Source organism: Lederbergia sp. B243.17 (genome assembly GCF_057657925.1).
Genome location: NZ_JBWBKF010000013.1, coordinates 25,670 through 50,898 on the forward strand (window position 1 = coordinate 25,670; position 25,229 = coordinate 50,898).

Here is a 25,229-nt window from a genome sequence, read left to right on the forward strand (position 1 = left end):
TTTTTCTAAACAAAAATCGACACTTTCCCGGGCAATAATTTACCTGGCCATTGCTTACGACCCTGGAAATCTTCGCGAAAATGTTGGTATACTCTTTTCATAATCAGCTGAACAGGAGAGTGAACGATGGATACACTGAAAATCTATACGAAAAAGGGAAGGATGGTGGGTCTGACTTTCGGTTCCCTTATTTTTACAATTCTTGGATTCCTCTTTCTTACCCTTGCTATGAAGGGAGAGGCTTCATTGTGGATCGGCATACTAGGGGTCATCGTACTTGTATTTTTTGGCCTTTGCCTCATTTATTATATTAAGGAGCTACTCGTTAATAAACCGGCATTGATGATAAGCAATGAAGGAATTATTGATCACTCCAGTTTTATTGGAGCCGGGCTGGTGAAGTGGGAAGAGATTGAAGGTATCGACATGATTTCAATGAGCGGGCAGCTATTCCTTTCCATTTTCACTCATGACCCGAAATTGATCATCAACCGTTCCAGCGGCGTCAAACGCTGGCTGAACAAAATAAACCAGGGACTGCTGCCCTCTCAAGTGAACATTCCTGTGAAAAATTTGGCCTATCCGATTGATAACCTCTTGGAAGAGATCGGCAAGCGCTGGCAAATGAAGCTGGATGCCTAATTAGACAAGCGCCAGGCTCTTTCCGGAGTCCTGGCGCTCTGTCTTGTCAGTTTTCTGTCTTCTCGATCACGACTTGGCCATCTTGGTCCAACAACGGTGTTATTGAGCTGCCAGTGCCTACCCAGGAATGGAGATAGTGGACGCCTGTCTCCCGGTCGACAATGACAGAAAACCGGCCGAGCTTAGGATTATCCTCTACTGATTTTACATGAAACCTGCCCTCTTCTTCCTTTTTATTACCCTTGAACATCCGATCCCCTCCAGATTAGTATTATCCTACTGAGTGAGCTTTATAGGCTTCCTCAGGTACTTCCCGAATCCCTTTAAAATCACTGCCGGCCGGGTTCTGAAAAACACGAAGGCCGAATTCCCCGGCAACTGCCAACAGATGATCAAAAATATCAGCCTGCACTGTTTCATAGACGTCCCACTGAATGCTGTTCGTAAAAGCATAAATTTCAATCGGCAGCCCTGTTTCTCCCGGGGCGAGTTGCCGCACCATCAGCGTCATCTCCTGATGAATGCCGGGGTGATGCTTGAGATATGCGCTGATATAGGCGCGGAACACCCCTATATTCGTGAGCGCCCTGCCATTAACCGGAATGTCCAGTTCAACCTGAAGCTTGCTGTTATATTCTTCGATCTCCCTTTGACGGTCAACGATGTACCCTTTCAGCAAATCGATTTTCTTGTAACGGTCGATCATTTCCTCTGTGCAGAAAGCGATGCTCGATGTATCAATATACAATGCACGTTTGATTCGCCTGCCGCCCGATTCCTGCATTCCGCGCCAATTTTTAAATGAATCGGAAATAAGGGCATAGCTTGGAATCATTGTGACGGTCCGGTCAAAATTGCGCACCATTACTGTATTCAGGGATATATCGATCACATCCCCGTCCGCTCCATACTTTGGCATTTCAATCCAGTCCCCCATTCGGACCATATCATTGGCAGACAATTGGATCCCTGCCACCAGCCCTAAAAGGGAGTCCTTGAATACGAGCATAAACACCGCCGAAAGAGCACCAACGCCGCTAAGCAGGATGAGCGGACTTTTCCCCATCAGATTGGCAATCACCAAGATCGTGCCAAAGATGATCACAACAATTTTTGTCACCTGGATATAGCCTTTAATCGGCTTTGTTTTTGCAATTTCAAAAGTTTTATAGATGTCGTTAAAAGCACTCAAAAGACGATTGATCACGCCCAGTGCTACAATGATGATATAAGTGAGCGCCGCTTTTTCAATTGCTTCCTGATGATCAGGAAAGGTGGATGCAAAAGAATAGATAATGATAGCCGGTACAAAATGTGACGCTTGATGCAGCACTTTCCGCTCAAGCAAGATCTGATCCGACTTGAACTTGTTTTTGCTCATAATATGAGTAAGGAAACGGATGATGACCTTTTTTGTTATGAAGTAAGCAATCATACAAACGAGTGCCACAAAAACAACCAATATTGCCACTGAGAGATAATCAAGCCAAACGCCTTCAACCCCATAATCGGTTAAGCGATTTCGAATAAACTTCATTGCTATACCTCCGAACTGTTTGTATACATAGGTGCTGGTCTTGTGCCATTATACAGCACATGATGAGAAATTTCATAAGGACATTTCAGTGAAACTTTCAATAATGACAGCCGTATACCCTTAATATACATATCTATTTTTTAGGAGACATGTTATGAATAACAACACATCTGGAAAAAAAGCTTGGTTGAAGTTCTGCCTGGTTTTCGGACCTTTTGCAATCATTTGGTTTTTTATTTTCTACATGATCAATCGGATGATAAACAATGTCGAAGGCTCCTTCTATTTCGGTATGCCGTATTTAGTCTATTGGCCGTTTTTCTTCGGCGCACTTGTCTTTGGGCTCACTACATGGGCAATCTATTTTTCTATCAGGGAAGGTATACGGCAGCGTTCGTTTCAGGACTTTGCAAGGAACATGAGAACGGTCTTCAGGTTGGCCACTATTCCAATTTTGTTTACCCTTCCTTTCCTCTATCTTGGAGTCACAAATGCGATCGTCATGACGGATGAAAAGATTATCTTGGACAAATTTTGGAGTTTGCAGAACGTGGAATATAAATGGGATAAAGATGTAGCAGGGGTGGAGATCTCCTACGGTGTCAGTATTGAATCAAATCCGCACCGGGAAAATGTTAGCGGCATGTATATTGTCCATTTCCGTGACGGAAAAAAGATCGAGCTTTGGACGAATACACTCGGAGGAAATACAATGACGATTGAAAAGATCGACTCCCATATCAAAAAAAAGAACATCCCTTTCTTTGTGACACGGGTGCCAACAGAAGAGATGATCAACAAGTATTTCTCTGATGATGCAGATTTTATACGAGAGCTATATTCGAGATAAGCGAAGTAGACAACAGCAAGTGCAATCAATCAAAACCGGTGCTTTTTCAGATTCATCCGTTTGTCCTCTTTGGCAGCTGCATTGTAGCTCCTGAATTTTACGGACCTTTTTTGCTGCAGATACCTTTCATTAAGGACGATCAGCTTGTCGTTTTCAGTCGTCCTGTATTTTTCGTATGTGATTTTATAGTTTCGAAAAGCACGATGGCCACAATAGTAAATAGGAAGAATGAGTAGAAAAAGAACCGGGGCACTGAGCAGCAGATGAAGCTCTCCTCCACTAACATAGAGCGTCATGACGCCGTAAACAGCAATGGCAACCATGAATACAATAATCAGATTGCATATATGGAAAGCCGAGACATCTTCCCGTTCACGAAACAGGCGTTCCAGCTCGTATTTGAAAAACAAAGATACAAATACCGAAATCACAATCACCAAAAGGGTCACAAAATATGTAAGCGTGACATACATCTCCTCCGCCCCTCTCACTTCTTTTCCTTTCATTGTATCATTGAACAACTCTACCTTCATCACTTCCAGTAGCTTTCCTCCTCTCCGCCCGCTCAAATTTATGCACTTTCGTTCTTTTTCTTACGCTTCACAATCAGGGCAATTACGAGAAAACAAAGCGGGAGAAGAATCTGCACGGTGATTGATGAAAAAGGGAACACCCGGACCACATAATGTTCAAGTTCCATTGAACTATCAAGATTCAAAAAAGCTAATTGAACAATGATAATGCCCAATGGCCAGACAATCAGCTTATAGCTGGACAGGTTTAGCCACTGGGCAGTTCCCAGTGAAACCGCATAATAAAATACGGATATTTTTATAAAAGCACCGGCAATCCAAACGGCCATGATAACCGACTCCATGTTTCCAATGAAACTTCCGAGATTTGCATACCGGCCCACATTCATCAAAGGATATATTCTGTCTGACGTGGTCGGACCCAAAATGAACAATACAATCAAATTGACGATAGTTAGCGAGATCGTAACCGCCAGAACAGCCAGAACTCCATATTTGACCTGCTTCTTCTGGTCAGACAGGAATGGAAGCAGAAAAGCCACCAGAAAAAATTCACTGAACCATCCGGCTATGACGATTGCCCCTTTAATCGGCGGTATCATTCCATGGCTTAGAATCGGAAAAATATTTTCCGGCTCAAAATCTCGCGCTAAAAATATGATAAACATAAGGAGCGGAATGATGAAAAAGGGTAAGAGGAGTTGTCCGCATCTTGCTAATACTTCAAGGCCTGCATAAACACAACAAGCACAAAGCAGAACAATTGAGCCGACAATGACGATCTGTGGTGTTCTTGGGAAGAAAAAAGTAATGATAAACTCGCTATAATCTCTGATCAAGGTGCCTGTCGTGTCCAAATAAAATAAAATCATCCCAAAGCTCAGCACCTTGCCGAAAGCTCGTCCGAGAATCTTCTCGCTGTATTGAATGACTGTTTCACCTGGGAACATGTTGTGAAGCCATACAGCAATCAGTATGGCTGCAAAACCGACTGAAGAAGCCAATAACGGAGAAAGCCACAGGTCATTTTTAGCATACTCGGCTGTCAATCCAGGGACTGTGAGCAGTGCAGTTGCAGTAATGGCAGGATACAAGAGTACAGCCATTTGCAGAGCTGAAATTTTCCCTCTTTCCATATCTTTACTTCCTTTCAACTATCCCTTCCGTTAGTGTTTTAGCAAAATTTCAAACGGCTGGAACAACAGTTTTTCAAGCGTTATCACTCCTGGCATCTGCTTGAGATCAAATGCAGATAGTAGAATCCCGATGCCAAGAAGAACAAAAAAAGCGCCTTTTTCCCGGACCGGTCTCTTTTTCATTGTCCCCCATTGCAACCAGACGATGACTGCGGCGATTCCTGCTGTTAAAACGAAGGATTTCCATTCCACGAATTTACTCCCCTTGCTTCATCCGACTTTTTGTTTCTTTGATGTACCCTTCCCTGCGTATATTCGTCTGAATATGGAATTCAGTTCGCACTTCTGGGAACTTTTCTTCCCAGCTGGCTTCTACCTTCTCCCATTGCCGCGGGTATTTTCTATGAAATTCTTGGCCATAGTGAACCCCGTCAATTCTCATATTTTGGGCTTCTCTAATCACCTTTTCTATATTGTTTTTTATCGCTTTACGTAATTCCTTTTCTATTTTTTTCTGTGAATCCGGATTACTGAGATCGAGAGATGTCGTATTCTGGACGACTGTCCCTTCGGCTTTCACATGTACGTTCATCTTCCAATCATCTCCGCTTATGGTGGGCTCCATCTTGATTCTCGAGGTGATGGGGTATAAAGTTACCTCACCTTTTTCACCTTCCGGCTTCATGCTGATTGTGTACTCTTTCATCCGATTCTTTATCCATAGCAAGCCCCTTGTACTCGATTCAGAAATGACTCCATGCATCCGGTCCCCCTTAAAAAAAGCGGTTCCGGCGATGTCGGCTGTCGCACTTTTCCCGTTTCCGTTCCCATCCTTCCCCCTCTTCAAGTAAGGCATCGTTAATGCCCTGTCACTTCCTTCCAACATTTTATCCATTTCCATGATTGTGAGTCCCGTCCCATGATCCATGCCTGCCAGCTTGCGAACCTCTTCAGATGAATAGCGTTCCAGATCCGTTTTTAATTCAATGTACTTTTTCGCTTCTCCTTCACCGACAAATATAAATGCCCTTTCTCTTGGTCCGGGATGCCGAAGTAGAAAATCCAAATGATCGCTTACTCCTTCCTTGGCCACCTTGTCACTGATAATAAATATTTTGCATGAGCCCCAGAACACTTTCCGAGGCATTTCCGCCTGGAGCTTAGATAATGCATCCGCAAGATTGCTGCCTGTATGGGAAGTGGTAAAAGTCATTTCATTTCCTGATCCGCCGCTCCCCTGCTCTGTTTGTCCCGTTCCATTTTTCGGAATAAAGATTCCAAGAGAAAGTTTGACCTTATCATCCTCTTTATCGATAGCAGCTGAGGTTACGATTGCCAATTCATCGATTTCATGATGATCCCAACAACCAGCCAGCAAAAAAATAGTCCCGCAAAAAATCAGAATTATGGATAGTTTTCCAGCAGACAAGCGAAATTTTCCTCTCATGCTATGTCCCTCGCTTTATGCATTTACTTTTCTGCCTCTCCCCTGCTGTTAAGACCAGGCTTCTGCTGGGAGCCTTGGCGCTTCATGTTTTTATCCCCGGTAAGGTGCGGCCGCTGGTTCATCATCCATAGAGGAGCTCTCCATAATGTATCTTTCAACTCTTTTTTCTTAAGCGGTGCAAAAGGGGCCAGATAAGGCTCTCCAAAAGAACGAAGCGAACATAGATGGATTACAATCGCTAAAAACCCAAGCATGATGCCCAGTAAGCCGAGAAATCCGGCTAGAATAACGAGCGGAAAGCGAAGAAAACGAATGGAGTACCCTATCGTGTAGCGAGGTATCATAAATGAAGCGATTCCGGTCGCTGCTACAACAATCACTATCGGTGCAGAAACGAGACCCGCTTGCACGGCAGACTGTCCAATCACAAGGGCCCCAACGATACTTACCGCAGAGCCGATTTGTGTTGGCAGCCGGACTCCCGCTTCCCGCAGTGCTTCCAACATTAATTCCATAATGAGCACTTCAATCACTGCAGTATATGGGACAGTTTCCCTAGCTGTTGCAAGACTTAGGAGTAGCTGATCGGGCAGCATCTCCTGATGGTAGGTAGTGATGGCCACATAGAGAGAAGGAAAAAAAAGGGCGACAGCAAGAAATATATAGCGCAGGAAGCGGAGGAATGTACCCACTATATACCTCTCATAGTAGTCATCAGGGGCTTGAATGAGAGAAGAAAAAGTAAAAGGCGCGACCAATACGAATGGCGATCCATCCACCAAAATGACAGCGCGGCCTTCCAGCAAGTTGGCGCTGGCCACATCCGGACGCTCTGTCGACAAGAGTTGAGGAAAAGGAGAATAGGGATTGTCTTCAATCACTTCCTCTATGTAGTTGCTGTCTAAAATGCCGTCAAAACTTACCTTCTGCAAGCGAGATTCTATCTCTGCAATCAAATTCGAATCGGCGATGCCTTCTATATAGGCCACAGATACAGTTGTCTCTGAGTATTTCCCTAGCTTTACGGATTTTATTTTTAATGCAGGGCTTTTGATGATTCGCCGGATTAAAGAAATATTCACTTGAATGGATTCTATAAAACCTGCCCGGGGACCACGTATCACCTTTTCGGCCTGCGGTTCCTCGATGGCCCTCAAATGATATTTCGTTAAAGAAAGAGAGAGCGCATCCTTTTCACCCTCGATGAGGAGGATTGCTTTTCCAGTTGAAATGGATTCAATACAATCGTCAAGTAGCCGGGTCTGACTAGTATTAGCGACGGCCATACTATTTTTCACATGTTCAATGGCCCATTCCTGATCTGCAGAATGCTTTTTCGTCAGTGGCAGAAGAACATCATTCTGCAGAAGTGCTGTATCCACCAATCCTTCATTGTAAATAATTATCGCTTTCATCGTTCCAAAAGGACGGAATTCATGGAATATCACATCTGAGCAATTTTCAAATATGAGCTTAAACCACTCTATATTTTTGTCAAATGATTTCGACAGGGTGTCTTGTGAAGCGTCTTTTTGTTGTCTATCTTGAATAGGTTGATCTTTCCTCTTGCCACGCAGAAATTTCTGTATATTCCGAATCACATCCTTCCCTCCGCATCATCCGTTTCTTGTATCTTTCTACACAAAAGGAGTTTTATGCGGCGGCGAAGTAAAAGAAAAGCGAAAAGGAATCCGCGCGCTCGCAGAACGTTTGGGTACCATTCTTCCTTATCTTCCTTGAAGGTTTGCCATATAAAACGCCCGCTTTTCCAAAGAGCGATCTCGGTCTATGCCTGGGCGGAAAGGATGGCGGATTGCATACGAATCGATCGTGAATACGACAATTTGCATACACTGCCAAGACAATGAAGTCCCGCAGCCTATTTGCGAAGGTAATTTTGCCAACCTGTTGAGCGGGCGAAAATGTACTACGGATTCCCAAAACTATGCAGAAGCTTATTTAAGCTGAACAATACCCGAAAAAGTTTCATAACAAATGCAAAAAGAAGTGCAACCGCTGTTGGATTAGCAATGCACTTCTTCGTTCAGTCATGCTTATACTAAAATCTCTACCCATATCTTTACGGCAGCTGCCAATATCACTATCCCCATAATGCCTTGCAAAATTTTAGTATTCATCTTTTTACCGACAGTGGCTCCGAGAGGCGAAGCGATTAAACTGGCAACTACCATGATGAGAGAAGGCAATAACGGAATACCGCCCGCTCCGATTTTCCCGGAAACAGCACCGATAGACGAAATGAGTGTAATCGCCAAAGACGAAGCGATCGTCACCCGGGTCGGTATTTTTAATAACGTCAGCATGATCGGAACCAAAAGAAATGCGCCGCCTGCTCCGACGATTCCCGCACCAATACCCACGATGAACGCTGAACCCGCTGCCACCCATCTGTTAAAGTGAACGTGCTTCTCTTCTACAGCTTTTCGCGGAACAAACATCATCACAACAGCGATGATCGCCAGCAGTCCATAAACAAGATTAATTCCGCTTTCCGGCATATTGTTCGAAGCAAATCCGCCTATGAAACTGCCGGCTAGAATGCTTGTCCCCATATAAGCGATCAACGCTTTGTTCAAGTAACCGCCCTCGCGGTAAGCCCAAACCCCGCCAATTGTCGCAAAGAACACTTGGATAGCTGTGATGGCCGAAACTTCATGAGCTGTAAAATGTCCCATTCCGATCATGGCTGGAATGTACAACAACATGGGGTAGTTGATGATCGCTCCGCCAATCCCAAGCAGTCCAGAGACGAATGAGCCAATCAACCCGATCAGGAAGATGGTAACGACAAAGTATAAATCCAAGTTGTCCCCTCCTTCAAGACAAAAGGAACCTCATTCGGTTCCCTTTGTCGGCATTTTGTTTTTTAGCGGACTGCACAGCGATTTGGCCCAATCTCCATCTCGCGCTGCTTATCCAAATCCGGGTTGATTTTTCCCATATTCGTTTCACGGATTTCTTGATAGGCATTTGGCTGCGGCGGCAGGTTTTCCGTCACGAGTTTCCTGAATTCCGCTTCATCTTTCATCATTAGTCCGTGGTTTTTCTCAAACAAAGTCCCCAATCTTTCTGATACACTGCCATCCTCATTTAACTCATCGATAATCATAAAATGAGCCGGCAAAACGATCAATTGTTCAGACAATGCTCTATAACGCTGATAAAGGGTCTTTCTCAGATCGCCAACCCAGTCCTCCGCTTTTCCGGCAAGGTCCGGCCGTCCGATCGAGTCGATGAACAAAATATCACCAGAGAGCAGGTATTTATTATCCACGATAAAGGATGTCGAGCCGATCGTATGGCCAGGCGAGTACAGAGCGGCAATGCTGATTTTCGTGTTGCCGATTATCACTTCATCCCCGTCCTCGAGCGGCTGATAGGCGAATGTTACTTCAGCTGCATCCTTCGGAGGCAGCCAATAGACTGCACCTGTTTTCTCAGCAATAGCCCGGCCGCCGGAAATATGATCGGCATGAAGATGTGTATCAAACACATGAGTGATGGTTGCGCCAAGATTTTCGGCAAAGTCCACAAACACATCTGTCATACGTGTTGCATCGATCACAGCCGCTTCACCATTCGAAACGATCATATAAGATAGACAGCCTTTGCCGATCCGGACAAACTGATAAAGCTCTCCGCCCCCTTGCAAGTCGCCGACTTTTACCGGCTGCAAATGTTCACTCCAAGCTTTCATTCCGCCTTGCAAATAGGACACGGTCAAACCCGCTTCTGACAGCATCTCTGCCACCATGACCGATGATCCTTCCTTCGCGCATACTACCAATACTTCTTTACCGGCAGGAATTCTCTCCACTATTCCGTCCACGCCATCAAGCAATTCATAATAGGGGATATTCAAGTGTTCAATATTTGCCCCTTCTATTTTCCAGTCTTTAAAATCATTTTCATTACGGACATCGAGAATAAACAGCTTCTCTTTATTGATGACCTTTTCTGTTACCTCTTTTGAAGTCATGACCTTTACAGCCATCGTTCCATTACCCCCTCTGGTATTTTTTCTTTTAAAAAAAATCAATTAAAACGTTAAAGTAACTTGGGCGTCCTTCGCGAACTCTAAAAATGTGACGGCTCCACCCACTTCCACACCATCAACAAAAGCTTCCTTTTCCAATCCCATGACATCCATCGTCATTTGGCAGCCAATGAATGTAACACCCAATTCTTGCGCCATTTCAACCAATTCCGGAATGGATGGAACGTTTGCTTTTGCGAAGCCTTCTCCAAAATGTTCTTTTCCTTCCGGCATTGGTAGTTGTCTATATGCCTCTTTATGAATCAGATTCAGACCTTCAAAGGTGAAGAAAATGCTCACTTCCTGCTCGGTTGCTGCTGCAGCCGTTGCAATATTGAACACCTTGTATGCATCAAATAATCCGCCGTTGCTTGCAATAATCGCTACTCTTTTAGTCATTGTCATTTCCTCCTGTGTTTTCATCATTGATATTTGCTGTTTTCCCTGTCCATTGATTCATCCCGGGAACCACATTTTTCACATTGCCAAATCCAAGATCCTCTAGCTTCTGTGCAGCGAGATCGCTGCGGTTTCCTGTTCGGCACACTACATAAATTTCACTTTGCTTGTCCAATTCACTAATGCGATTTTCAAGTTCGCCCATTGGTATGGAAACAGCTTGAGGGATATGGCCGAATGCATATTCCGCAACTTCCCGGACATCAATCACGGTGATATTTGCCTCAGCTTCAAGCTTCTTCTGCAGCTCTTCATTGCTGATTACATGAGGATGTTCTCTTTCTGCCGTTTCCTCAGGGGAAGACTTGCGGAGAAAGTGTTTTAACACTCCGTCAGCTTCAATTGTCCCTATATATTGGTGTCCTGTACTGCCGGCCCATGCCGCGATATCGGCTTTTGATCCTTTATCCGTCGCTTGGACTTCGAGAACTTGCCCTGTCTCCAGGCTAGCCATCGCTTTTTTTGTTTTTACAATCGGCATGGGACAAGCAAGCCCTTTGGCATCCAGGGTTACATCCGCTTCAATCTTACTCATCATGCAGCCTCCTCATTTATACGGTGTGGGGTATATATTTTCACAAAAAAAATCACTCAACCCTGCCCTCCCATGAGAGCATGCCTCCGCTCATGTTAATTACATTGAATCCCCTGCTCTCAAGCAATTGTGCTGCCCTTCCGCTTCTTCCGCCAGAGCGGCAGACGACGATGTATTCCGTTGATTTATCCAATTCATGCATGCGGAATTCAACGAGCCCTAAAGGAATATTGACAGCACCAGGTATTTTTCCGGCCGCTACTTCGTCTGTTTCACGTACATCGATCAAGTGTAATTCCCTGCCTTCATCCAATAATTTTTCTACTTCTTTTGCTGTCATTTGTTTCATGGTTAAGAACCCCCATTCATCTATTTAAAACCAGGCACTCATTCCGCCCTTCACATTTGTGACATTGGAAAACCCTGCTTTCTTCAGCATCTTGCATGCACGTTGGCTCCTTGCGCCGCTCTGGCAGATGACGATTACTTCTTTCTCCTTTAAGAGCTCTTTATCTGCTTTTTGAGCAAGTTGCTGCAGCGGAATATTTTTAAAACCTTTGATGTTGTTCCCATTGAACTCCCCCGGCGTCCGGACATCAATAAATTGCTTGTTCTTGTCCTGTAATTCATGCTTCAGATCAGTTGCTGTAATCTGGTTAACGCCTCTGGCCGGCAAGGATTTTATCATCACGATGATTATAAAAATCGCAATAATTGCATACCCCATTCTCACCCTCCTTTCTTCAGCTAATATACCCACAAGGGTATTGGATAGAATAAAAAAATTATCCCTTTTTGATCCAAAACTTTAGGACCTCATTTTCCTCTTCCAGTTGCAACAGTTCATTTCCAACAGATTTTGCCCAAGCCGGTATATCATTCTTGGCTCCCTTATCTGTTGTATGGACTTCCAGAACTTGGCCTGATTCGAGTTCATTCATTGCCTTCTTAGTTTTCACGATTGGCATCGGGCAAGCGAACCCTTTAGCATCCAGCAATTTATCTGCAGTCATCTTTCTATTCCTCCTAATCCCTTTATACCTATAGGGGTATTATAATATTTAAAACAAAAAAGGGTATCCACCCTCTTTTATCGGCTTTTTACCAATAAGTTTACGGCTTCCTTTACCATCGCTTCCGTATCCTCGCCATTCTTATCGGCCTCGCGGACACACTCCACTAAATTTGAACTGACAATTAAACCGATAGTCCGATCCAACGCTGTTCTGGACGCGGATAATTGCGTGATTACTTCTTTACAATCTTTATTCTCGTCCATCATTTTTAAAATCCCTCTTAATTGGCCCTCAATCCGCTTAATCCGATTTTTCATTTGCGAATTATAATCCAATGTTTTACCTCCTCCCATAATTTCTGTTTGCAAAACCAATCATATACCCCTATAGGTATTTTGTCAACAGATACAATTTCCTCTCTGTAAGATTACTCATTAGAAAGAGAGACCAATTTGAACCCATTGTACCTGTTGACTAGCGAGCACCACCAATGTCTCCGCAATAACCCTTTTAAATAACTAAAAAACCATCATGGGGGGTCAAAGCCCATACAGTACGAAAAGATTAGTTTCATCAACTTTATTTAGGGAAATCACTCATTCTGCGTAATTTTCATCTTAGCTGGACAACTGTTTATACAGGCCATGAGAAAAATGAATAAGATGCAAGGAATCCAATAGAAAGGAGTTAATTAAATGGCAAATAGTAAGGTTGAGATAGCAGCGAAAGTAGAATCGGCGTTGGCCGAGGCTTTACAATTCGCGGTTACGCATCAGAATCCGGGTTTTCTTGAAAGAATTCTCAAATTAATCATCAAGAAAGAAATCGTACTAGAGCTTCTCCTTGAAGAGCTATTCCCGCCGACACCACCACCTCCGGGTTGTGAGGAATGTTCGATATTCTACAACCGGGGCTCGATTCCGGCAGTGCTGTCACGCCCTGGAACTCCTGAAGTAACAGGACAGGCTGATCCATTACGGATCCGCTTCTGCCCATGCAACCAGCCAGATCGCAATGAGGTAGTATTGCAATTCAACGCGGAGGGTACTGAGAACGACTTCCGTTTTGAAGGTTCTATTACTGACTTTGCAGATTGTGATCCCGCAACAGATAATGCAGTATTAACAGGAGAAGGAACAATCGATGACGTTGAATATGATGTTACGATTACGATCGTTACGAACCCAGTAACAGGCGCACAAGTAATTACGTTTGTTTTCGTCAACCAGGAAGATCTAACTGATACATTCACTGTAGTAATCACACCAGAAACCGAAAATCCTGATCAACGTGTAGATATCGTAGATTGCACTGACTGATCCCGAAAAGCCAATTTGTCCCCATCTACTTTTGGTGGGGGCTTTTTGCACTATCCAGAGTCTCGGATACAAGCACAAATAGAAAAGCGGAAAGACCACCAATTTATTTAACTGGTGGCCACATTTGCTTTATTAAACTTACTGATCGTAGAATGCTAACGATTTCAAACGGTTTATTACTTAATCGCCGGTTGAATATCTGCACTCCTTTGCCTACTATCTAAGATTCGCGAAGCTCTTCAATCAAAAGCTCCAAAACTATTTCTTTTTTAATCACGAGCTTAAGAATTCTTTCGAGAAAACCTGGGTCACCATGCAGTACAGCGAAGCTCACTGCATCAGCCAATGCATTTTCAATTTTTAGTGCTGCCTCAACCATCAACAAAACCTCCTTCCTCTTATATGCTCATCATATTCACATGTCCTTATGATGTATAGACGCTTGGCTTTACAACTAAACCCATTGTAGAAAATGATATTATTGTCTATTCGCTATCAATAATATTTTTTACGCCTGTTTTTCCTGAAGCATTCGCATATAAATTCAGGTTCATGGCAGTGGAAGCATCCCTCGTCTTCCCACTCATCATGTTCACAGTCACAGCAATCGTTGCAATGGCAGTGGTGTGATTTACAATGACACTTACATTCCTTCTCCCGTTTGCAATGTTTAGGACATTTTTTCACCTCTTCAAGGAGCAGCTCCAATATAATCTCTTTTTTGATTGCGAGCTTGATAATGTTTTCCAGATTCTCGTTAAACTCCAATAACTGTTCTGGTGAAAACCGATCACGGTTTCTGTTTAGAAACTCCATTTCACTGTTCAGCACATTTGCGAATGCATTTTCTATTCTTGCTATCGAACGAATAAACTCATCAATTGATTGTGAACGTAAACTTTCTTCATTAATGTCAAATGGATGACTCATTAACTAACCCTCCCTTACATGATGTCGTTATTAATTTATGTAGGAGCGGATAACTTGTTTAGTTGTTTAGCTGATGGACGCACGTATATAACAGGAAATAAAAAAGAAAAAAGCAGGATGAGAAAAACAATAAGTTTTTCTCACCCTGCTTCGCTTGTCTATTAATAAGCATCGGATTCGCGGCTTTTCTTCACTGCATCCTTAGTCGCTTCATTCGCTGCAGCTGATCCTTGGCCGTACTTCGTCTTTCCAGATTCGCGGCCAGGGACGGTGTTTTTTTCGCTCTTCATTTCACTGAGCTCTTTCATTTTCATTTCAATGCCTTCCTTCACCCGGCGTCCGTAGTCTGCATCCGCTTCGGTGAAGTGTCCGACCATCGCGTCCTGAATCCGTTTGTCACAGACAGCGAGAGCCTCCGACAGGTTTTTGATCAGTTCTTCGCGCTCCCAATCTTCAAGGCTCCGGTAGGTTTCCCCGGCTTGTCCGTAATTGTTCGGGCGATCAATCGGCGCACTCATCGTTGCTCCATTGTATGTTGGGTGGTGAGGCGGCGGCGGATCCTGTACTTCCTGCAGACCGCCAAGCATCGACGGTTCATAGTTGATATGCGGATCCTCTCCTCTTTCCCCTTCGCTGAGGTAATCCATCTGGCCGCGGCGCTGATTCGTGTGAACCGGCACTTTCGGTGCATTCACCGGCAGTTGCAGATAATTGCCTCCGACGCGGTAACGCTGCGTATCGGAATAGGAGAAGGTACGCCCTTGCAGCATTTTATCGTCAGAAAAGTCCATGCCGTCAACAAGGACACCTGTACCGAATGCGGCCTGCTCAATTTCTGAGTGAAAATCTTTCGGATTGCGGTCCAGCACCATGCGCCCGAGCGGCAGCCACGGAAACTTGTCTTCCGGCCAGAGCTTTGTGTCGTCAAGAGGGTCAAAATCAAGTTCCGGATGGTAGTCGTCCTCCATGATCTGGACAAACAGCTCCCATTCCGGGTATTCGCCCCGTTCGATCGCCTCATACAAATCCTGTGTCGCATGCCCGACATTTTTCGCCTGGATTTTATCCGCTTCTTCCTGTGTTAAGTTGCGGATGCCTTGTTTCGGCTCCCAATGATATTTGACGAGGACTGCTTCACCCTTGTCATTCACCCATTTATAAGTATTGACGCCAGACCCCTGCATATGACGGTATGTTGCGGGAATTCCGTAAGGAGAAAAAAGGAATGTAATCATATGGGTCGCTTCAGGCGTTCTGGAAACAAAGTCGAACATCCGTTGCGGATGCGGGACATTGGATGCCGGATCTGCCTTGAACGCATGAATCATATCCGGGAACTTCATCGCATCGCGAATGAAAAAGATTTTCAGGTTATTTCCGACCAAATCCCAGTTGCCGTCCTCCGTGTACATTTTCACGGCAAAACCGCGTGGATCTCTAGCCGTCTCCGGCGATTCCTTGGATCCAGCCACAGTGGAGAAACGGACCATCAGCGGTGTTCTTTTCCCTGCGCCTGAAAAGACCTTTGCCCGGGTATACTTCTCGACCGGCTCATCTCCCACTTTTCCGTACGTCTCAAAGTATCCGAAAGCTCCGGTTCCCCGTGCATGGACAACCCGTTCCGGCACCTCTTCACGGTCGAAGTGGGAAATCTTTTCGATGAAATGGTAATTCTCAAGCGTAGCCGGTCCGCGATTCCCGATTGTTTTGATGTTTTGGTTGTCTTTTACTGGATGACCTTGGCGTGTCGTCAACGTTTCGCGTTTAACGTCTTGTGAGCGCTTCCCTTGCAGGTCTTTTTCATCTGCCAAAATAAAAAACCTCCTTTGAAAAATAGTTCCCTTGTCTACGGTGTACTCCCAGCATCCTTATGATACCCCAGCTATCGGCTACTTAAGCTTGATTACGAATATTGAAGACCCAACCCAATTCGAACCAAACCAGTCATCTAATCTGATTGGCTTATAACCTCCGGGATTAGCCAATTTTCACAATCGGTTTAATGGCCATCCCTTTTTTAGAATCCTCAAATGCCTCGTTTATATCTTTGAAATCATAGAATTTCACTAATTTATCGAATGGAAACCTGCCTTGCTTATAGTACTCAATCAGTTCAGGGATAAACAGTTTCGGAACGGCATCTCCTTCAATGACCCCGACCATCGTTTTGCCCTCTGCCATGATATCTTCGTGGACATTGATTTCCATAACAGGTGTCACGCCGACAATCGCCAGCTGGCCCAACGGACGAAGTGCATGCAGGGCCTGCCTAACGACAACCGGCACGCCAGTCGTATCGACACCGTACTGGACACCCCCCTTTGTAATCTCTATAATTCGTTCCACAACATCTTCATTTTTACTGTTAATGACATGGGTTGCTCCCAGTTCCTTTGCCATTTCTAACCTGCCGTCATGGATATCGACGGCAATGATGTGTTTGCACTCCGTTATCGCGGCCGCCATGATTGCACTCAGCCCGACGGCGCCCGTACCGTAAATGGCAATGGAGCTTCCGAACTCGGGTTTCAAGCGGTTTAATACGGTTCCGCTGCCCGTTTGTATTCCGCATCCTAAAGGACCTAACAATGCCAGATCCACATCCTTGTCCACTTTTACCACGTTTCCTTCATTTGCAACCGCATAGGTTCCAAACGATGACTGTCCAAAAAATGTTGAAAGCCCATGATCATGCTGATGGAGCCGGTGTGTGTCGTCTTCCATCTTTCCGCCGAAATTCAACAAATTGAACTGAGTGCAAACTGTCGGATGACCCGTCAAACAATTTTCACAGTGCCCGCAATGGGCAAAAGACAACACAACATGATCACCCGGTTGAATTGTTTTTACGCCATCGCCCACTTTTTCAACAATTCCCGATCCCTCATGCCCCAATACAACTGGGTACGGGGTCAATCCCGCATCCCGAGCAACCGCATCGGTGTGACAGACACCGGAAGCAACAATCTTCACCAGCACCTCATTGGCCTTCGGTTCCGCCAATTCCACTTCTTCAATTTTGAACTCTTCGCCTTGCCCATGAGTTACAGCTGCTTTGATTTTCATACGATGTACACTCCATTCCTTTTCATGATGAGCCATTTATTTTTATTCCCAAATCCTAGTTTGCTATGCTCCGGCCTTACCCTCGCCATTTCTCAAACAAAAGCCTAAGCTCCTCCTCATGCGGCATTTCTTCCTTCGGCGTTTCCAAAATAAACGGAAGCTGTGCGAGTTCAGGAGTAGTTATCAGTTGATCAAACTGCTCTACGGCTATGTAACCATTCCCGAATATTGGCGCATGCCGGTCCTTGCCTTGAAGGGCTGGATACTTGGAGTTATTGAGATGGACTGCGAGCAATTGATCAAAATAACCGAGTGCTATCCCCTTTTCCATAACCTCCGTCCAATTGTCACCGTCCCATAGACCGCTTGCGAACGCATGGCATGTATCGAGGCAGAAGCCGACTTTTTCAGGATGCCGGCATAGGCTGCGGATCTGGACAAGCTCCTCCAATGTTGTTCCCATCGCACCAGGCAAGGCTCCACTATTTTCAAGCAGGATTTTCGCCTCGCCATCCCACCGCTCCAATGTTTCGTCAAGCACATGGATCATCAGCCTATAGCTCTCGAGGATGTCCAATCCTGCCGACGGCTTCCCGAAATGGACGACAACTCCGATGGCTCCGCAAGCATCCGTGATGTCCAAATCATTCAGCAATGACTCGATCACCTGTGTTTCCTTCACTTTGCTCTGTGGGGTTAAACTCGTGGGATAAGGTGAATGCCCGACGGACAAAATCCCTTTTTCCAGACAAAAGGCTTTGCACAGCGCCGCATCTTCTCTGTTGAAATCCTTCACAGACAGGCTCCGGGGGTTTTTCGGGAAGAATTGAAAAGAGGCGGCGTTCATGGAGGAAGCTTGCCGTGCGGCTCCGAAATAGCCCTCTTTGATGGAAAGATGGCAACCGAATTTCATCGCTGGCAGTTCTCGCAGAAAAATGTGTTCCTTGAGGAGTGCTCCATTTTGACAATGGCTGCGCCGCAGCGGCTGCACGCCTCGCCTTCCCGGTCATGAACGGCCATCTGATAGCGGCCCGTCCGGTTGTCCCCGTTGTAAAGCGGCCCCATGTATCCGCCGTTTTCGATTCCCCGCTGCAAAATAAACCGGATGGATCGATAGAGGCGGACAAGATGATTTTTATCCAACTCGTTGCACTTTCTGTCCGGATACAATTCCGCATGCCATAAAATTTCATCGGAATAGCGATTGCCGATCCCGGCGATCACATCCTGATTCAATAGTGTTGTTTTCAAGCCCCCTCTTTTATTCTTCATCCTTGCGAGGAAAGCTTCTTCGGAAAAAGCAGGAGCGAGCGGTTCAGGCCCGAGTTTTTCCAGCTCTTTTTTTAACAGCTCAGGTGTCAAAAGATGCAAGTAGCCAAGGCGGAGCCCGATGAAATACAAATGGCGTCCGCCAAATGACAATTGAACCTGGACCGTCCGATCAGGCTTCTCCTCCTGTGATCCATAAAACATCGTGCCGCCGAGCATTAAATGCAAAAGCAGAGAGACACCTGATTCCAGTCGAAAGATCAAGTACTTTGCCCGTCGGTCAATTGCTATAATTCTCTGGGATGTGACCTGCCGTTGAAAATCAGCAACAGGCAGATTGATCGACTTTTCTCGATTAATCTCAATAGCAGAGATTTTTTGGCCTGCAACGAGCTGCTGCAACAAATTTTTATAGTTTTCCATTTCCGGCAATTCAGGCATCGCCATTCCTCCATTTCACATTCAGTATTCCGCAAATTCGTGAAATCATGAGGATGGCCCTTGTTGATATGGTAAAATCAGGGAGAATAGATTCTTTAAGAGAGGTAGTGAAAAATGATCATTAAACCGTATGAACCATCTGGAAGGCTGCAATTATTAAAGTTTGTGATGGCACGGCAGGAGAAAAGCGCTGACCAGCTGCAGCGTTACTTGAACTTGGAGAAAGGCCATGAGGGGGAACAGAAATTTGCAGAAATGCTGGAAACCGTATCGAGCGGCTGGCTGATCCTTCACGACTTGCTGCTTGAGCATAGCGGCAGCATGTTCCAGATCGATGCCCTCTTGATTTCCGAAAAGAAAATATATCTTTTTGAAGTGAAAAATTTCGAGGGTGACTATTATGTGGAAGCGGACAAATGGTACACAACCGCCGGAATAGAAATCAAAAGCCCCGTCCTCCAGCTAGTTCGCTCTGAATCCATGTTCCGCCAGTTGCTACAAGAACTCCGATTGACCATCCCGATCGAGGCGCGCCTCATCTTCATCAATCACGAATTCTCCCTCTTTCAGGCCCCCTTGGACTTCCCCCTCATCCTGCCAACGCAATTAAACCGACTAATGGATCAACTGAAAATGCAGCAACGCGAACCCGGCAGAAAAGCACATATGCTCGCCGAAAAACTGATCAGCAGCCATATAACCGAATCCCCCTACAATAGACTGCCGCCTTATCATTTTTCTGACCTTCGAAAAGGAATACCATGTAATGCATGCAACTCCTTTTCTACTCTCATGATCAGCCGCCGCTCAATCGGATGCGCCCAGTGCGGCCAAATAGAAATCGCTGCCGAAGCCATCATCCGAAACATTACACAATACCAGCTTCTGTTTCCGAATGCTCAAATTACAACAGCCCTCATACACGACTGGTGCCAAATCATCCCATCCAAAAAATCAATCAGACGAGTCCTTAACGAAAACCTAACGGCCGTCGGAACCTTACGTCACACCCACTATATTGCAAAAAATCCAGTTGAATGAATTCCTGGTGCCTATCATATCTGTTCGTACGAAACTTTATGGCATACCTGTGGCAACTGTCGCCTTGGGCGTTTGGGGCGTTTGGGCCTAAAAAAACTCTAAAGGCCCTATATGCCCTCCGCTCACCGACTATCGCACGAAGGGCTCTTTGAGCTCTTCTATGTGGCCTTCGCACACCCGACAATCACACGAAGGGCACATAGATCACTTCTATGTGACCTTAGCACACTGATTACCGCACGAAGGGCACTTTGATCACTTCTATATGCCCTTCGCACTCCCGACTATCGCACAAAGGGCACTTTGATCACTTCTATGTGACCTTCGCACACCGACTATCGCACGAAGGGCTCTTTGAGCTCTTCTATATGCCCTTCGCACTCCCGACTATCGCACGAAGGGCACTTTGAGCTCTTCTATGTGACCTTCGCTCACCGATTACCGCACGAAGGTCACATAGATCACTTCTATGTGACCTTCGCATACCCGACTATCGCACGAAGGGCTCTTTGAGCTCTTCTATGTGACCTTCGCTCACCGATTACCGCACGAATGGCACATTGGACAGCTCTAAGTGACCCTCGCTACCTGATGACCCGGCCGTCAGGCATATGTGACAGAATCAATCTACTTAGCTGCCGATACAACCTGCCCCTCCGCCATTTTCATCTGTGCTTTTAATTGTTCCTTCTTTTTCTGGGCTGCGTCCACTTTCGCATACAAATACGGGGACACATAGAGTTTGTAGTTGCAGTCGGCTATTGCTTTTTTCAATTCCGCTACTGTATCGCAACGAGCGCCTAGCTCATTTACGACCACTCCGTATTGCAACGATTGATGAGTGTCGCTGCCGCCGACGACGGGAATGTCGATTTCCTCAGCGAACGCGGCCACTTTTTCGGTATTGCTGCGGATTCCCTGGACAAACAGATCCTTGCCATTTAAGTCGAAAGCATCGAGCCGGGAGAGCAGGTCCTTGTTCAATTGGTAAAGCGGAGTGCTTTCGCGGAACGGATGGGCACCAATGATGAGAAATGGGTAGACCGAAGCTTCGTTCAGCAATGTTTCAAACGGGATGAAGCCGCCTTTTTCCGTAAAGGGTTCAAGCACCGCGCGAAGGCTGCGGATTTCTTCTCTTTTGCCGATAAAAAGAATATGCCCCGTCTCTTGGATGTCCACTTCCATGCCGGGGAACACCTTCAGCCCATTGACGTCATAGTAATTGTCCACGTACGGAAATTCACGGTCCAAAGTGTCGTATACGTCCGAAAACCGACGCGTGTTAAAATGTTCGGTCAGTGCGATGGCATCAAGGCCGCTCTCCTTTGCAGACTCCGCCATCTCGATAAAATAATCCAGTGAGAACTCTACCTTCTTTGATAGTTTCCCATGTGTATGAAAGTCGATTTTCATCCTTTTTGTCCCCCACAAATTTGGTAATTCGTTCCCAGCCAGAATACACATAATACATACAAAACCGAACCGACTAGGAATCCATAGTCTCTCCTGCCGAATGAAAAATGGGCAAGCTTCATTTTCTTCACTTCTTTGTTGGTGTTTGCATAGCTGAAGCCCTTTGTCTCCAGCGCTTCCACCGTCGTCCGTGATCTTTTCGCACTGTTTAAAATCAGCGGATAAAAGGACATGACCAGTATTTTCATATAGTAATAAATCATTCTTCAATAGAAGATCCCGTTCGATTCGGGTGCCTTTCCGCGCAGGCGGTAGGAGAGGAAAACCTGTTGGAATTCCTCCATCAACGTCGGCCAAATCCGGTAACCGAAAGCAATGCTAAAGAAAGCCTGGCCTGGAACGCCGATGCTGAGCAAGGCATCACTGAACCGTTCGGGATCCATGCTCGTAAAGACGGCAATGCTTGCCAGGGCAATGATTGCCAGTTTCACCGTCAGCCAAAACATCGGCAGCAAGGACCCAAGACCACCTCCGAAAAACAAGGAAATGATGAGAAGGACACCGACTTCCCCTAAAAGGCCCATGCATAAAACAATCAAAATCAGCGGGCTGACCCGGGAAATGGCGGTCATAAGAATCATTAGCAAAAGAAAGCCGCTTAAAATCGCTTTGTTGTGAATGAACCAGGGAACAATCCCGAAAAACGCATACCAGGCCAAAAGTGTGCGCGGATCGAGAGATGCGAGGAACGTATCCCTGTTTCCGTAGGCAGTTTTCAACAGCTCGCCCTTTACGTATTCGATCGAAAGTTTGTCACGCAAACTCTGTGAAAAGTTCAATTTTCCCGCCCTCCTCGGCAATTGGATGATAGCGTGATACAAATTCATCAACCGTGTAGCAGAGCGGCGTCACGCCCAACTCTCGGCTCACTTTCACGATTTGCGGCGGAGCGATCCCCGCCTGCTCCATCAACTCTTCACTTTCAAAAACACTCTTCTTGTCGGCATCGCGAATGATTCTCCCCTTATTCATCACTATCACACGATTCGCCCATTTAGAAGATGCATTTGCCCGCCGCTCAGCTGCCAAATAAATTCATTGCGAAGGAAGGAAAGGCCCGTCACCTCGAGCGCCCACTCTCCGCGTTCTTTATAATCCTTCAACCCATAATTCAAAGGAACGTATGAAACGTCATCCATAACGGTCGGCCGCAGCAGTTGGTTTTCAAAATCCTGATACACGTATCCGATATTTTTCGAAAGCTGAGCGACCGTATGATCATTCGCATGCAGTCCATCCACGAACACGTCTCCTTGGAAATCACCAACGTAAAATTGAGGAATCAGGCCATTGAACGTTTTGCAAAGGGTCGTTTTCCCTGATCCATTGCCGCCGATGATGGCAGTGAACTCTCCGGGATAAATGTCCAGGTTCACTTCCTTCAGCATCAGTTCCTCTGCCCCCGGATAAGAAAATGACACGTCTCTCAACTGGATGATTGGTTTAACTGACATTGCGCATATCCTTTCTCGTTTCCTTATTTTTTCTGGTCATGATGAGAATCGTGATGAGCGAAATCAGGGCCGCCACTCCGATCATAATCCAAATGAACCATTCTCCGAACATCTCCAGGAAATCCACTTCCCATTCACCGAAATTAAACTCCGTTTCTGACATGAACTCGGCAGCAACGGCTATCGCTGAAAAAACGACGCCCGCCACGACCAATTTCGGCGTGATGATTTCATTCATGGAGTATCTCACCTTGTTATCCCGTGGCTTCATTCCGAGCAATGGCTCGATCTTCCCATAGAGACGCGGCACAAGATAAAGCGTCGGCAGCAAGGCAAACAAAATTCCTGAGAATAGCAGATCATTCAAAAAGGCGACACTTTCGATCAAGACGACACTTTCCGCAAGTCCCTTCACCGCTTCAAGCTCTTCAATACCAACCCAAACCTTTCCGATGTCGACGATCATTCCCAAAAGGTGGTGAACGATCAATCCCGACATGACGGCGACTCCCACTTGCAGCTTATTCAATGGATTTCTCACCAAAATTCCCGCGATATACATGCCGAGAGAAAAGGTGATGAACTTTTCAATTTCCCCGATTCCTCCGAATTGCCCGAGCATCAGCTCACCGAAAATAATCTCCCCCAACGAAGCGCCGATTGCTGCGTATAGCGGGTGGAACAAAATACAAAGAGTCAACGGAATAAAAGCAAAATACTCAACAGATAGTTCGATCGGCCCCAATTGCACACTTGGGATGAGTTCAGTAAACATGTTGGAGAGGCCGTACAACGACATCGACAAAATAAAAACCATCATTTTTTGAGACTGTGTCAGTGAATACGGAACTTTCTTTGCCATGACCACTTCAATCCTCCTTTTTTTGTTCACCTTAACGATAACAGCGGAGTATTAAGAGATGGTCAACCTTATATAGATATTGCGTAAAAATATTTTCATATAAAATTAAAAGAAAAATATTTTTCATTATGGTAAACTAATTTCACAGAGGAAGGAGTGTCGAGGTAAGTAATGGTGGAAATAAATTGGTCAATCGAAAATCTAACCCCTAAACAAAAAAGGATTGCAGACTTTTTGCAGAAGAATATCGAGTCGGTCCTGTATATGACGGAGACGGAGCTGGCGGAGCAGCTTCAAGTAAGCAATGCTACCGTATCTCGTTTTTGGAAATCCATCGGCTATGAAAATTTTAGGCAGTTCAAAAAGCAGCTGAAAGAAAGAATGGAAATCACCCCTGCCAACAAGCTGGAAAACATGATGAACCAGGCAGAACCCCATGACATGCCAGATGAACTGCTTGCGATGAGCATGCATCACCTACAGGAAACGGTCCGTCATTCCTCTTCCGAACCATTCAAAATGGCCGTTGAAGCTTTGGCTGCTGCTAATACCATTTACGTGTACAGCCCTGGCCCATCTGGAGGCCTTGCCCAATTGCTGCAATTCCGGCTGGCGCGCTTCGGCCTGAAGGTTCACATCTTTTCCAAAAGCGGCCATGAACTGTTCGAATCATTGGTCCACCTTGAAAAAGATGATGTTGTCCTCTTATTCGGCTTCGTCCGCTTACACCCGGAAACATGCGTGATTCTCAATCATGCGAAGGATATTCAATGCCCATCCATCGTCATCACAGATCGACTTGTTTCTGATTTTCATACGTATGCGGACATCACCCTTTATGCAAGCCGGGGGGAACTGGCGGAATTCCATTCCATGGTTGCCCCGACCTTCCTCATTGAAAATTTAATTATCGGGATTGGCATCTATCAGAAGGAGAAATCGCTCGCAAAGCTAAAAGAATTGAACCAATTACGAAAAAAATACAAGGACATGCTGCCAAGATAGCCGCAGCATCAAGACAAAAAGAGGCTGGGACATAACTAGTCTCTAACCAAGAGAAAGGTGAAATTGAGCAAGACAATTTCACCTTTCTCTTTTTATTGTGTATAAATTTAGGATCCACTTGCTGTGTTGGCCGTAAACTTACGTAAGTTCACGGCCA

At 45.5% G+C, this 25,229-nt stretch carries 32 protein-coding genes; 5 read left to right on the plus strand and 27 right to left on the minus strand.

The window, feature by feature from the left end; translation table 11 throughout:
* The first annotated feature begins 126 nt into the window (after nucleotides 1–126).
* Nucleotides 127–642, plus strand: coding sequence for an STM3941 family protein (locus AC0TWI_RS00535; RefSeq protein ID WP_488124382.1), 516 nt, complete (start codon nucleotides 127–129; stop codon nucleotides 640–642).
* Nucleotides 643–688: 46 nt separating this feature from the next.
* On the opposite strand, the gene AC0TWI_RS00540 is transcribed toward AC0TWI_RS00535, so the two are convergent.
* Entirely contained in the window at nucleotides 689–892 is a 204-nt protein-coding gene (locus AC0TWI_RS00540) for a DUF6440 family protein (protein WP_488124383.1), read from the minus strand.
* Between the two features lie 21 nt (nucleotides 893–913).
* A complete protein-coding gene (locus tag AC0TWI_RS00545) occupies nucleotides 914–2,179 on the minus strand; it encodes a mechanosensitive ion channel family protein (protein ID WP_488124384.1) in 1,266 nt (421 codons plus the stop codon).
* Between the two features lie 154 nt (nucleotides 2,180–2,333).
* Between AC0TWI_RS00545 and AC0TWI_RS00550 the strand changes: the two genes are divergently transcribed.
* Nucleotides 2,334–3,029 (plus strand): hypothetical protein, encoded by a 696-nt coding sequence (locus tag AC0TWI_RS00550; RefSeq protein WP_488124385.1) that lies wholly within the window; start codon nucleotides 2,334–2,336, stop codon nucleotides 3,027–3,029.
* A 29-nt stretch (nucleotides 3,030–3,058) separates the two neighbouring features.
* Here AC0TWI_RS00550 and AC0TWI_RS00555 read toward each other — a convergent pair whose 3' ends face one another.
* The 13 genes from AC0TWI_RS00555 to AC0TWI_RS00615 all read right to left on the minus strand — a co-directional run bounded on the left by AC0TWI_RS00555 (nucleotide 3,059) and on the right by AC0TWI_RS00615 (nucleotide 12,547).
* Nucleotides 3,059–3,562, minus strand: a complete 504-nt coding sequence (locus AC0TWI_RS00555; RefSeq protein ID WP_488124416.1) for a hypothetical protein — start codon at nucleotides 3,560–3,562, stop codon at nucleotides 3,059–3,061.
* Nucleotides 3,563–3,600: 38 nt separating this feature from the next.
* Complete coding sequence (locus AC0TWI_RS00560; protein WP_488124386.1) at nucleotides 3,601–4,698, minus strand: GerAB/ArcD/ProY family transporter; 1,098 nt, start codon at nucleotides 4,696–4,698, stop codon at nucleotides 3,601–3,603.
* A gap of 30 nt (nucleotides 4,699–4,728) precedes the next feature.
* Nucleotides 4,729–4,950 carry a hypothetical protein gene (locus AC0TWI_RS00565; protein ID WP_488124387.1) on the minus strand — a complete coding sequence of 74 codons (222 nt, stop codon included), beginning with the start codon at nucleotides 4,948–4,950 and terminating at the stop codon, nucleotides 4,729–4,731.
* Between the two features lie 4 nt (nucleotides 4,951–4,954).
* Nucleotides 4,955–6,145 (minus strand): Ger(x)C family spore germination protein, encoded by a 1,191-nt coding sequence (locus AC0TWI_RS00570; protein WP_488124388.1) that lies wholly within the window; start codon nucleotides 6,143–6,145, stop codon nucleotides 4,955–4,957.
* A 23-nt stretch (nucleotides 6,146–6,168) separates the two neighbouring features.
* Complete coding sequence (locus tag AC0TWI_RS00575; RefSeq protein ID WP_488124389.1) at nucleotides 6,169–7,746, minus strand: spore germination protein; 1,578 nt, start codon at nucleotides 7,744–7,746, stop codon at nucleotides 6,169–6,171.
* 453 nt (nucleotides 7,747–8,199) lie between these two features.
* Nucleotides 8,200–8,970: a sulfite exporter TauE/SafE family protein gene (locus tag AC0TWI_RS00580; RefSeq protein ID WP_488124390.1), complete on the minus strand. Its 771-nt coding sequence runs from the start codon at nucleotides 8,968–8,970 to the stop codon at nucleotides 8,200–8,202.
* Between the two features lie 62 nt (nucleotides 8,971–9,032).
* Nucleotides 9,033–10,160 carry an MBL fold metallo-hydrolase gene (locus tag AC0TWI_RS00585; protein WP_488124391.1) on the minus strand — a complete coding sequence of 376 codons (1,128 nt, stop codon included), beginning with the start codon at nucleotides 10,158–10,160 and terminating at the stop codon, nucleotides 9,033–9,035.
* A gap of 45 nt (nucleotides 10,161–10,205) precedes the next feature.
* Nucleotides 10,206–10,601, minus strand: coding sequence for a DsrE/DsrF/DrsH-like family protein (locus AC0TWI_RS00590; RefSeq protein ID WP_488124392.1), 396 nt, complete (start codon nucleotides 10,599–10,601; stop codon nucleotides 10,206–10,208).
* Entirely contained in the window at nucleotides 10,594–11,196 is a 603-nt protein-coding gene (locus AC0TWI_RS00595) for a sulfurtransferase TusA family protein (protein ID WP_488124393.1), read from the minus strand. Before AC0TWI_RS00595 ends, AC0TWI_RS00590 begins: the two co-directional genes overlap by 8 nt.
* Before the next feature lie 52 nt (nucleotides 11,197–11,248).
* Nucleotides 11,249–11,545, minus strand: a complete 297-nt coding sequence (locus tag AC0TWI_RS00600) for a rhodanese-like domain-containing protein (protein ID WP_488124394.1) — start codon at nucleotides 11,543–11,545, stop codon at nucleotides 11,249–11,251.
* Nucleotides 11,546–11,569: 24 nt separating this feature from the next.
* Complete coding sequence (locus AC0TWI_RS00605) at nucleotides 11,570–11,923, minus strand: rhodanese-like domain-containing protein (RefSeq protein ID WP_488124395.1); 354 nt, start codon at nucleotides 11,921–11,923, stop codon at nucleotides 11,570–11,572.
* 58 nt (nucleotides 11,924–11,981) lie between these two features.
* Entirely contained in the window at nucleotides 11,982–12,209 is a 228-nt protein-coding gene (locus AC0TWI_RS00610) for a sulfurtransferase TusA family protein (protein ID WP_488124396.1), read from the minus strand.
* A 77-nt stretch (nucleotides 12,210–12,286) separates the two neighbouring features.
* Nucleotides 12,287–12,547 (minus strand): metal-sensitive transcriptional regulator, encoded by a 261-nt coding sequence (locus tag AC0TWI_RS00615; protein ID WP_488124397.1) that lies wholly within the window; start codon nucleotides 12,545–12,547, stop codon nucleotides 12,287–12,289.
* A 360-nt stretch (nucleotides 12,548–12,907) separates the two neighbouring features.
* Here AC0TWI_RS00615 and AC0TWI_RS00620 point away from each other — a divergent pair, with 360 nt between their 5' ends.
* Nucleotides 12,908–13,531 (plus strand): hypothetical protein, encoded by a 624-nt coding sequence (locus AC0TWI_RS00620; protein ID WP_488124398.1) that lies wholly within the window; start codon nucleotides 12,908–12,910, stop codon nucleotides 13,529–13,531.
* A gap of 220 nt (nucleotides 13,532–13,751) precedes the next feature.
* Here the strand turns inward: AC0TWI_RS00620 and AC0TWI_RS00625 are convergent, their stop codons facing one another.
* From AC0TWI_RS00625 to mutM, 6 genes are all read right to left on the minus strand, one after another.
* On the minus strand, nucleotides 13,752–13,910 hold the full coding sequence (locus AC0TWI_RS00625) for a hypothetical protein (RefSeq protein WP_488124399.1): 159 nt from the start codon (nucleotides 13,908–13,910) through the stop codon (nucleotides 13,752–13,754).
* 116 nt (nucleotides 13,911–14,026) lie between these two features.
* Entirely contained in the window at nucleotides 14,027–14,461 is a 435-nt protein-coding gene (locus AC0TWI_RS00630; protein WP_488124400.1) for an alpha-helical endospore appendage domain-containing protein, read from the minus strand.
* Between the two features lie 161 nt (nucleotides 14,462–14,622).
* A complete protein-coding gene (locus tag AC0TWI_RS00635) occupies nucleotides 14,623–16,272 on the minus strand; it encodes a catalase (protein WP_488124401.1) in 1,650 nt (549 codons plus the stop codon).
* Nucleotides 16,273–16,438: 166 nt separating this feature from the next.
* Entirely contained in the window at nucleotides 16,439–17,527 is a 1,089-nt protein-coding gene (locus tag AC0TWI_RS00640) for an NAD(P)-dependent alcohol dehydrogenase (RefSeq protein ID WP_488124402.1), read from the minus strand.
* 76 nt (nucleotides 17,528–17,603) lie between these two features.
* Nucleotides 17,604–18,440 carry a deoxyribonuclease IV gene (locus AC0TWI_RS00645; protein ID WP_488124403.1) on the minus strand — a complete coding sequence of 279 codons (837 nt, stop codon included), beginning with the start codon at nucleotides 18,438–18,440 and terminating at the stop codon, nucleotides 17,604–17,606.
* The gene (gene mutM / locus AC0TWI_RS00650; RefSeq protein WP_488124404.1) at nucleotides 18,437–19,237 is read right to left on the minus strand and encodes a bifunctional DNA-formamidopyrimidine glycosylase/DNA-(apurinic or apyrimidinic site) lyase; all 801 of its coding nucleotides are present in this window, start codon (nucleotides 19,235–19,237) and stop codon (nucleotides 18,437–18,439) included. Before mutM ends, AC0TWI_RS00645 begins: the two co-directional genes overlap by 4 nt.
* 114 nt (nucleotides 19,238–19,351) lie before the next feature.
* Between mutM and AC0TWI_RS00655 the strand changes: the two genes are divergently transcribed.
* Complete coding sequence (locus tag AC0TWI_RS00655; RefSeq protein ID WP_488124405.1) at nucleotides 19,352–20,278, plus strand: nuclease-related domain-containing protein; 927 nt, start codon at nucleotides 19,352–19,354, stop codon at nucleotides 20,276–20,278.
* A 627-nt stretch (nucleotides 20,279–20,905) separates the two neighbouring features.
* Here the strand turns inward: AC0TWI_RS00655 and AC0TWI_RS00660 are convergent.
* Genes AC0TWI_RS00660 through AC0TWI_RS00685 form a run of 6 tightly spaced genes read right to left on the minus strand, consistent with a single transcriptional unit; the run spans nucleotide 20,906 to nucleotide 24,067 of the window.
* A complete protein-coding gene (locus AC0TWI_RS00660; protein ID WP_488124406.1) occupies nucleotides 20,906–21,691 on the minus strand; it encodes a PHP domain-containing protein in 786 nt (261 codons plus the stop codon).
* The gene (locus tag AC0TWI_RS00665) at nucleotides 21,688–21,954 is read right to left on the minus strand and encodes a hypothetical protein (RefSeq protein WP_488124407.1); all 267 of its coding nucleotides are present in this window, start codon (nucleotides 21,952–21,954) and stop codon (nucleotides 21,688–21,690) included. The genes AC0TWI_RS00660 and AC0TWI_RS00665 overlap by 4 nt, the downstream gene beginning before the upstream one ends.
* Before the next feature lie 3 nt (nucleotides 21,955–21,957).
* Nucleotides 21,958–22,530, minus strand: coding sequence for an energy-coupling factor transporter transmembrane component T family protein (locus AC0TWI_RS00670; RefSeq protein ID WP_488124408.1), 573 nt, complete (start codon nucleotides 22,528–22,530; stop codon nucleotides 21,958–21,960).
* Entirely contained in the window at nucleotides 22,505–22,732 is a 228-nt protein-coding gene (locus AC0TWI_RS00675) for a hypothetical protein (protein ID WP_488124409.1), read from the minus strand. The genes AC0TWI_RS00670 and AC0TWI_RS00675 overlap by 26 nt, the downstream gene beginning before the upstream one ends.
* Nucleotides 22,729–23,205, minus strand: a complete 477-nt coding sequence (locus tag AC0TWI_RS00680) for an energy-coupling factor ABC transporter ATP-binding protein (protein WP_488124410.1) — start codon at nucleotides 23,203–23,205, stop codon at nucleotides 22,729–22,731. Before AC0TWI_RS00680 ends, AC0TWI_RS00675 begins: the two co-directional genes overlap by 4 nt.
* Nucleotides 23,195–24,067: a DUF8171 family membrane protein gene (locus AC0TWI_RS00685; protein WP_488124411.1), complete on the minus strand. Its 873-nt coding sequence runs from the start codon at nucleotides 24,065–24,067 to the stop codon at nucleotides 23,195–23,197. The genes AC0TWI_RS00680 and AC0TWI_RS00685 overlap by 11 nt, the downstream gene beginning before the upstream one ends.
* Nucleotides 24,068–24,238: 171 nt before the next feature.
* Here AC0TWI_RS00685 and AC0TWI_RS00690 point away from each other — a divergent pair, with 171 nt between their 5' ends.
* Nucleotides 24,239–25,072, plus strand: coding sequence for a MurR/RpiR family transcriptional regulator (locus AC0TWI_RS00690; protein ID WP_488124412.1), 834 nt, complete (start codon nucleotides 24,239–24,241; stop codon nucleotides 25,070–25,072).
* Nucleotides 25,073–25,229: the final 157 nt, after the last annotated feature.

What these genes read in the sequence shown, in the direction of transcription:
- AC0TWI_RS00535 (WP_488124382.1), top strand. Translation starts at nt 127, where the DNA reads ATGGATACACTGAAAATCTATACGAAAAAGGGAAGGATGGTGGGTCTG.
- AC0TWI_RS00625 (WP_488124399.1), bottom strand. Translation starts at nt 13,910, where the DNA reads ATGGTTGAGGCAGCACTAAAAATTGAAAATGCATTGGCTGATGCAGTG.
- AC0TWI_RS00570 (WP_488124388.1), bottom strand. Translation starts at nt 6,145, where the DNA reads ATGAGAGGAAAATTTCGCTTGTCTGCTGGAAAACTATCCATAATTCTG.
- AC0TWI_RS00555 (WP_488124416.1), bottom strand. Translation starts at nt 3,562, where the DNA reads ATGAAGGTAGAGTTGTTCAATGATACAATGAAAGGAAAAGAAGTGAGA.
- AC0TWI_RS00550 (WP_488124385.1), top strand. Translation starts at nt 2,334, where the DNA reads ATGAATAACAACACATCTGGAAAAAAAGCTTGGTTGAAGTTCTGCCTG.
- AC0TWI_RS00655 (WP_488124405.1), top strand. Translation starts at nt 19,352, where the DNA reads ATGATCATTAAACCGTATGAACCATCTGGAAGGCTGCAATTATTAAAG.
- AC0TWI_RS00540 (WP_488124383.1), bottom strand. Translation starts at nt 892, where the DNA reads ATGTTCAAGGGTAATAAAAAGGAAGAAGAGGGCAGGTTTCATGTAAAA.
- AC0TWI_RS00590 (WP_488124392.1), bottom strand. Translation starts at nt 10,601, where the DNA reads ATGACTAAAAGAGTAGCGATTATTGCAAGCAACGGCGGATTATTTGAT.
- AC0TWI_RS00630 (WP_488124400.1), bottom strand. Translation starts at nt 14,461, where the DNA reads ATGAGTCATCCATTTGACATTAATGAAGAAAGTTTACGTTCACAATCA.
- AC0TWI_RS00560 (WP_488124386.1), bottom strand. Translation starts at nt 4,698, where the DNA reads ATGGAAAGAGGGAAAATTTCAGCTCTGCAAATGGCTGTACTCTTGTAT.
- AC0TWI_RS00620 (WP_488124398.1), top strand. Translation starts at nt 12,908, where the DNA reads ATGGCAAATAGTAAGGTTGAGATAGCAGCGAAAGTAGAATCGGCGTTG.
- AC0TWI_RS00680 (WP_488124410.1), bottom strand. Translation starts at nt 23,205, where the DNA reads ATGTCAGTTAAACCAATCATCCAGTTGAGAGACGTGTCATTTTCTTAT.
- AC0TWI_RS00665 (WP_488124407.1), bottom strand. Translation starts at nt 21,954, where the DNA reads ATGATTTATTACTATATGAAAATACTGGTCATGTCCTTTTATCCGCTG.
- AC0TWI_RS00610 (WP_488124396.1), bottom strand. Translation starts at nt 12,209, where the DNA reads ATGACTGCAGATAAATTGCTGGATGCTAAAGGGTTCGCTTGCCCGATG.
- AC0TWI_RS00660 (WP_488124406.1), bottom strand. Translation starts at nt 21,691, where the DNA reads ATGAAAATCGACTTTCATACACATGGGAAACTATCAAAGAAGGTAGAG.
- mutM (WP_488124404.1), bottom strand. Translation starts at nt 19,237, where the DNA reads ATGCCTGAATTGCCGGAAATGGAAAACTATAAAAATTTGTTGCAGCAG.
- AC0TWI_RS00545 (WP_488124384.1), bottom strand. Translation starts at nt 2,179, where the DNA reads ATGAAGTTTATTCGAAATCGCTTAACCGATTATGGGGTTGAAGGCGTT.
- AC0TWI_RS00595 (WP_488124393.1), bottom strand. Translation starts at nt 11,196, where the DNA reads ATGAGTAAGATTGAAGCGGATGTAACCCTGGATGCCAAAGGGCTTGCT.
- AC0TWI_RS00640 (WP_488124402.1), bottom strand. Translation starts at nt 17,527, where the DNA reads ATGAAAATCAAAGCAGCTGTAACTCATGGGCAAGGCGAAGAGTTCAAA.
- AC0TWI_RS00600 (WP_488124394.1), bottom strand. Translation starts at nt 11,545, where the DNA reads ATGAAACAAATGACAGCAAAAGAAGTAGAAAAATTATTGGATGAAGGC.
- AC0TWI_RS00585 (WP_488124391.1), bottom strand. Translation starts at nt 10,160, where the DNA reads ATGGCTGTAAAGGTCATGACTTCAAAAGAGGTAACAGAAAAGGTCATC.
- AC0TWI_RS00605 (WP_488124395.1), bottom strand. Translation starts at nt 11,923, where the DNA reads ATGGGGTATGCAATTATTGCGATTTTTATAATCATCGTGATGATAAAA.
- AC0TWI_RS00645 (WP_488124403.1), bottom strand. Translation starts at nt 18,440, where the DNA reads ATGAAATTCGGTTGCCATCTTTCCATCAAAGAGGGCTATTTCGGAGCC.
- AC0TWI_RS00690 (WP_488124412.1), top strand. Translation starts at nt 24,239, where the DNA reads ATGGTGGAAATAAATTGGTCAATCGAAAATCTAACCCCTAAACAAAAA.
- AC0TWI_RS00685 (WP_488124411.1), bottom strand. Translation starts at nt 24,067, where the DNA reads ATGGCAAAGAAAGTTCCGTATTCACTGACACAGTCTCAAAAAATGATG.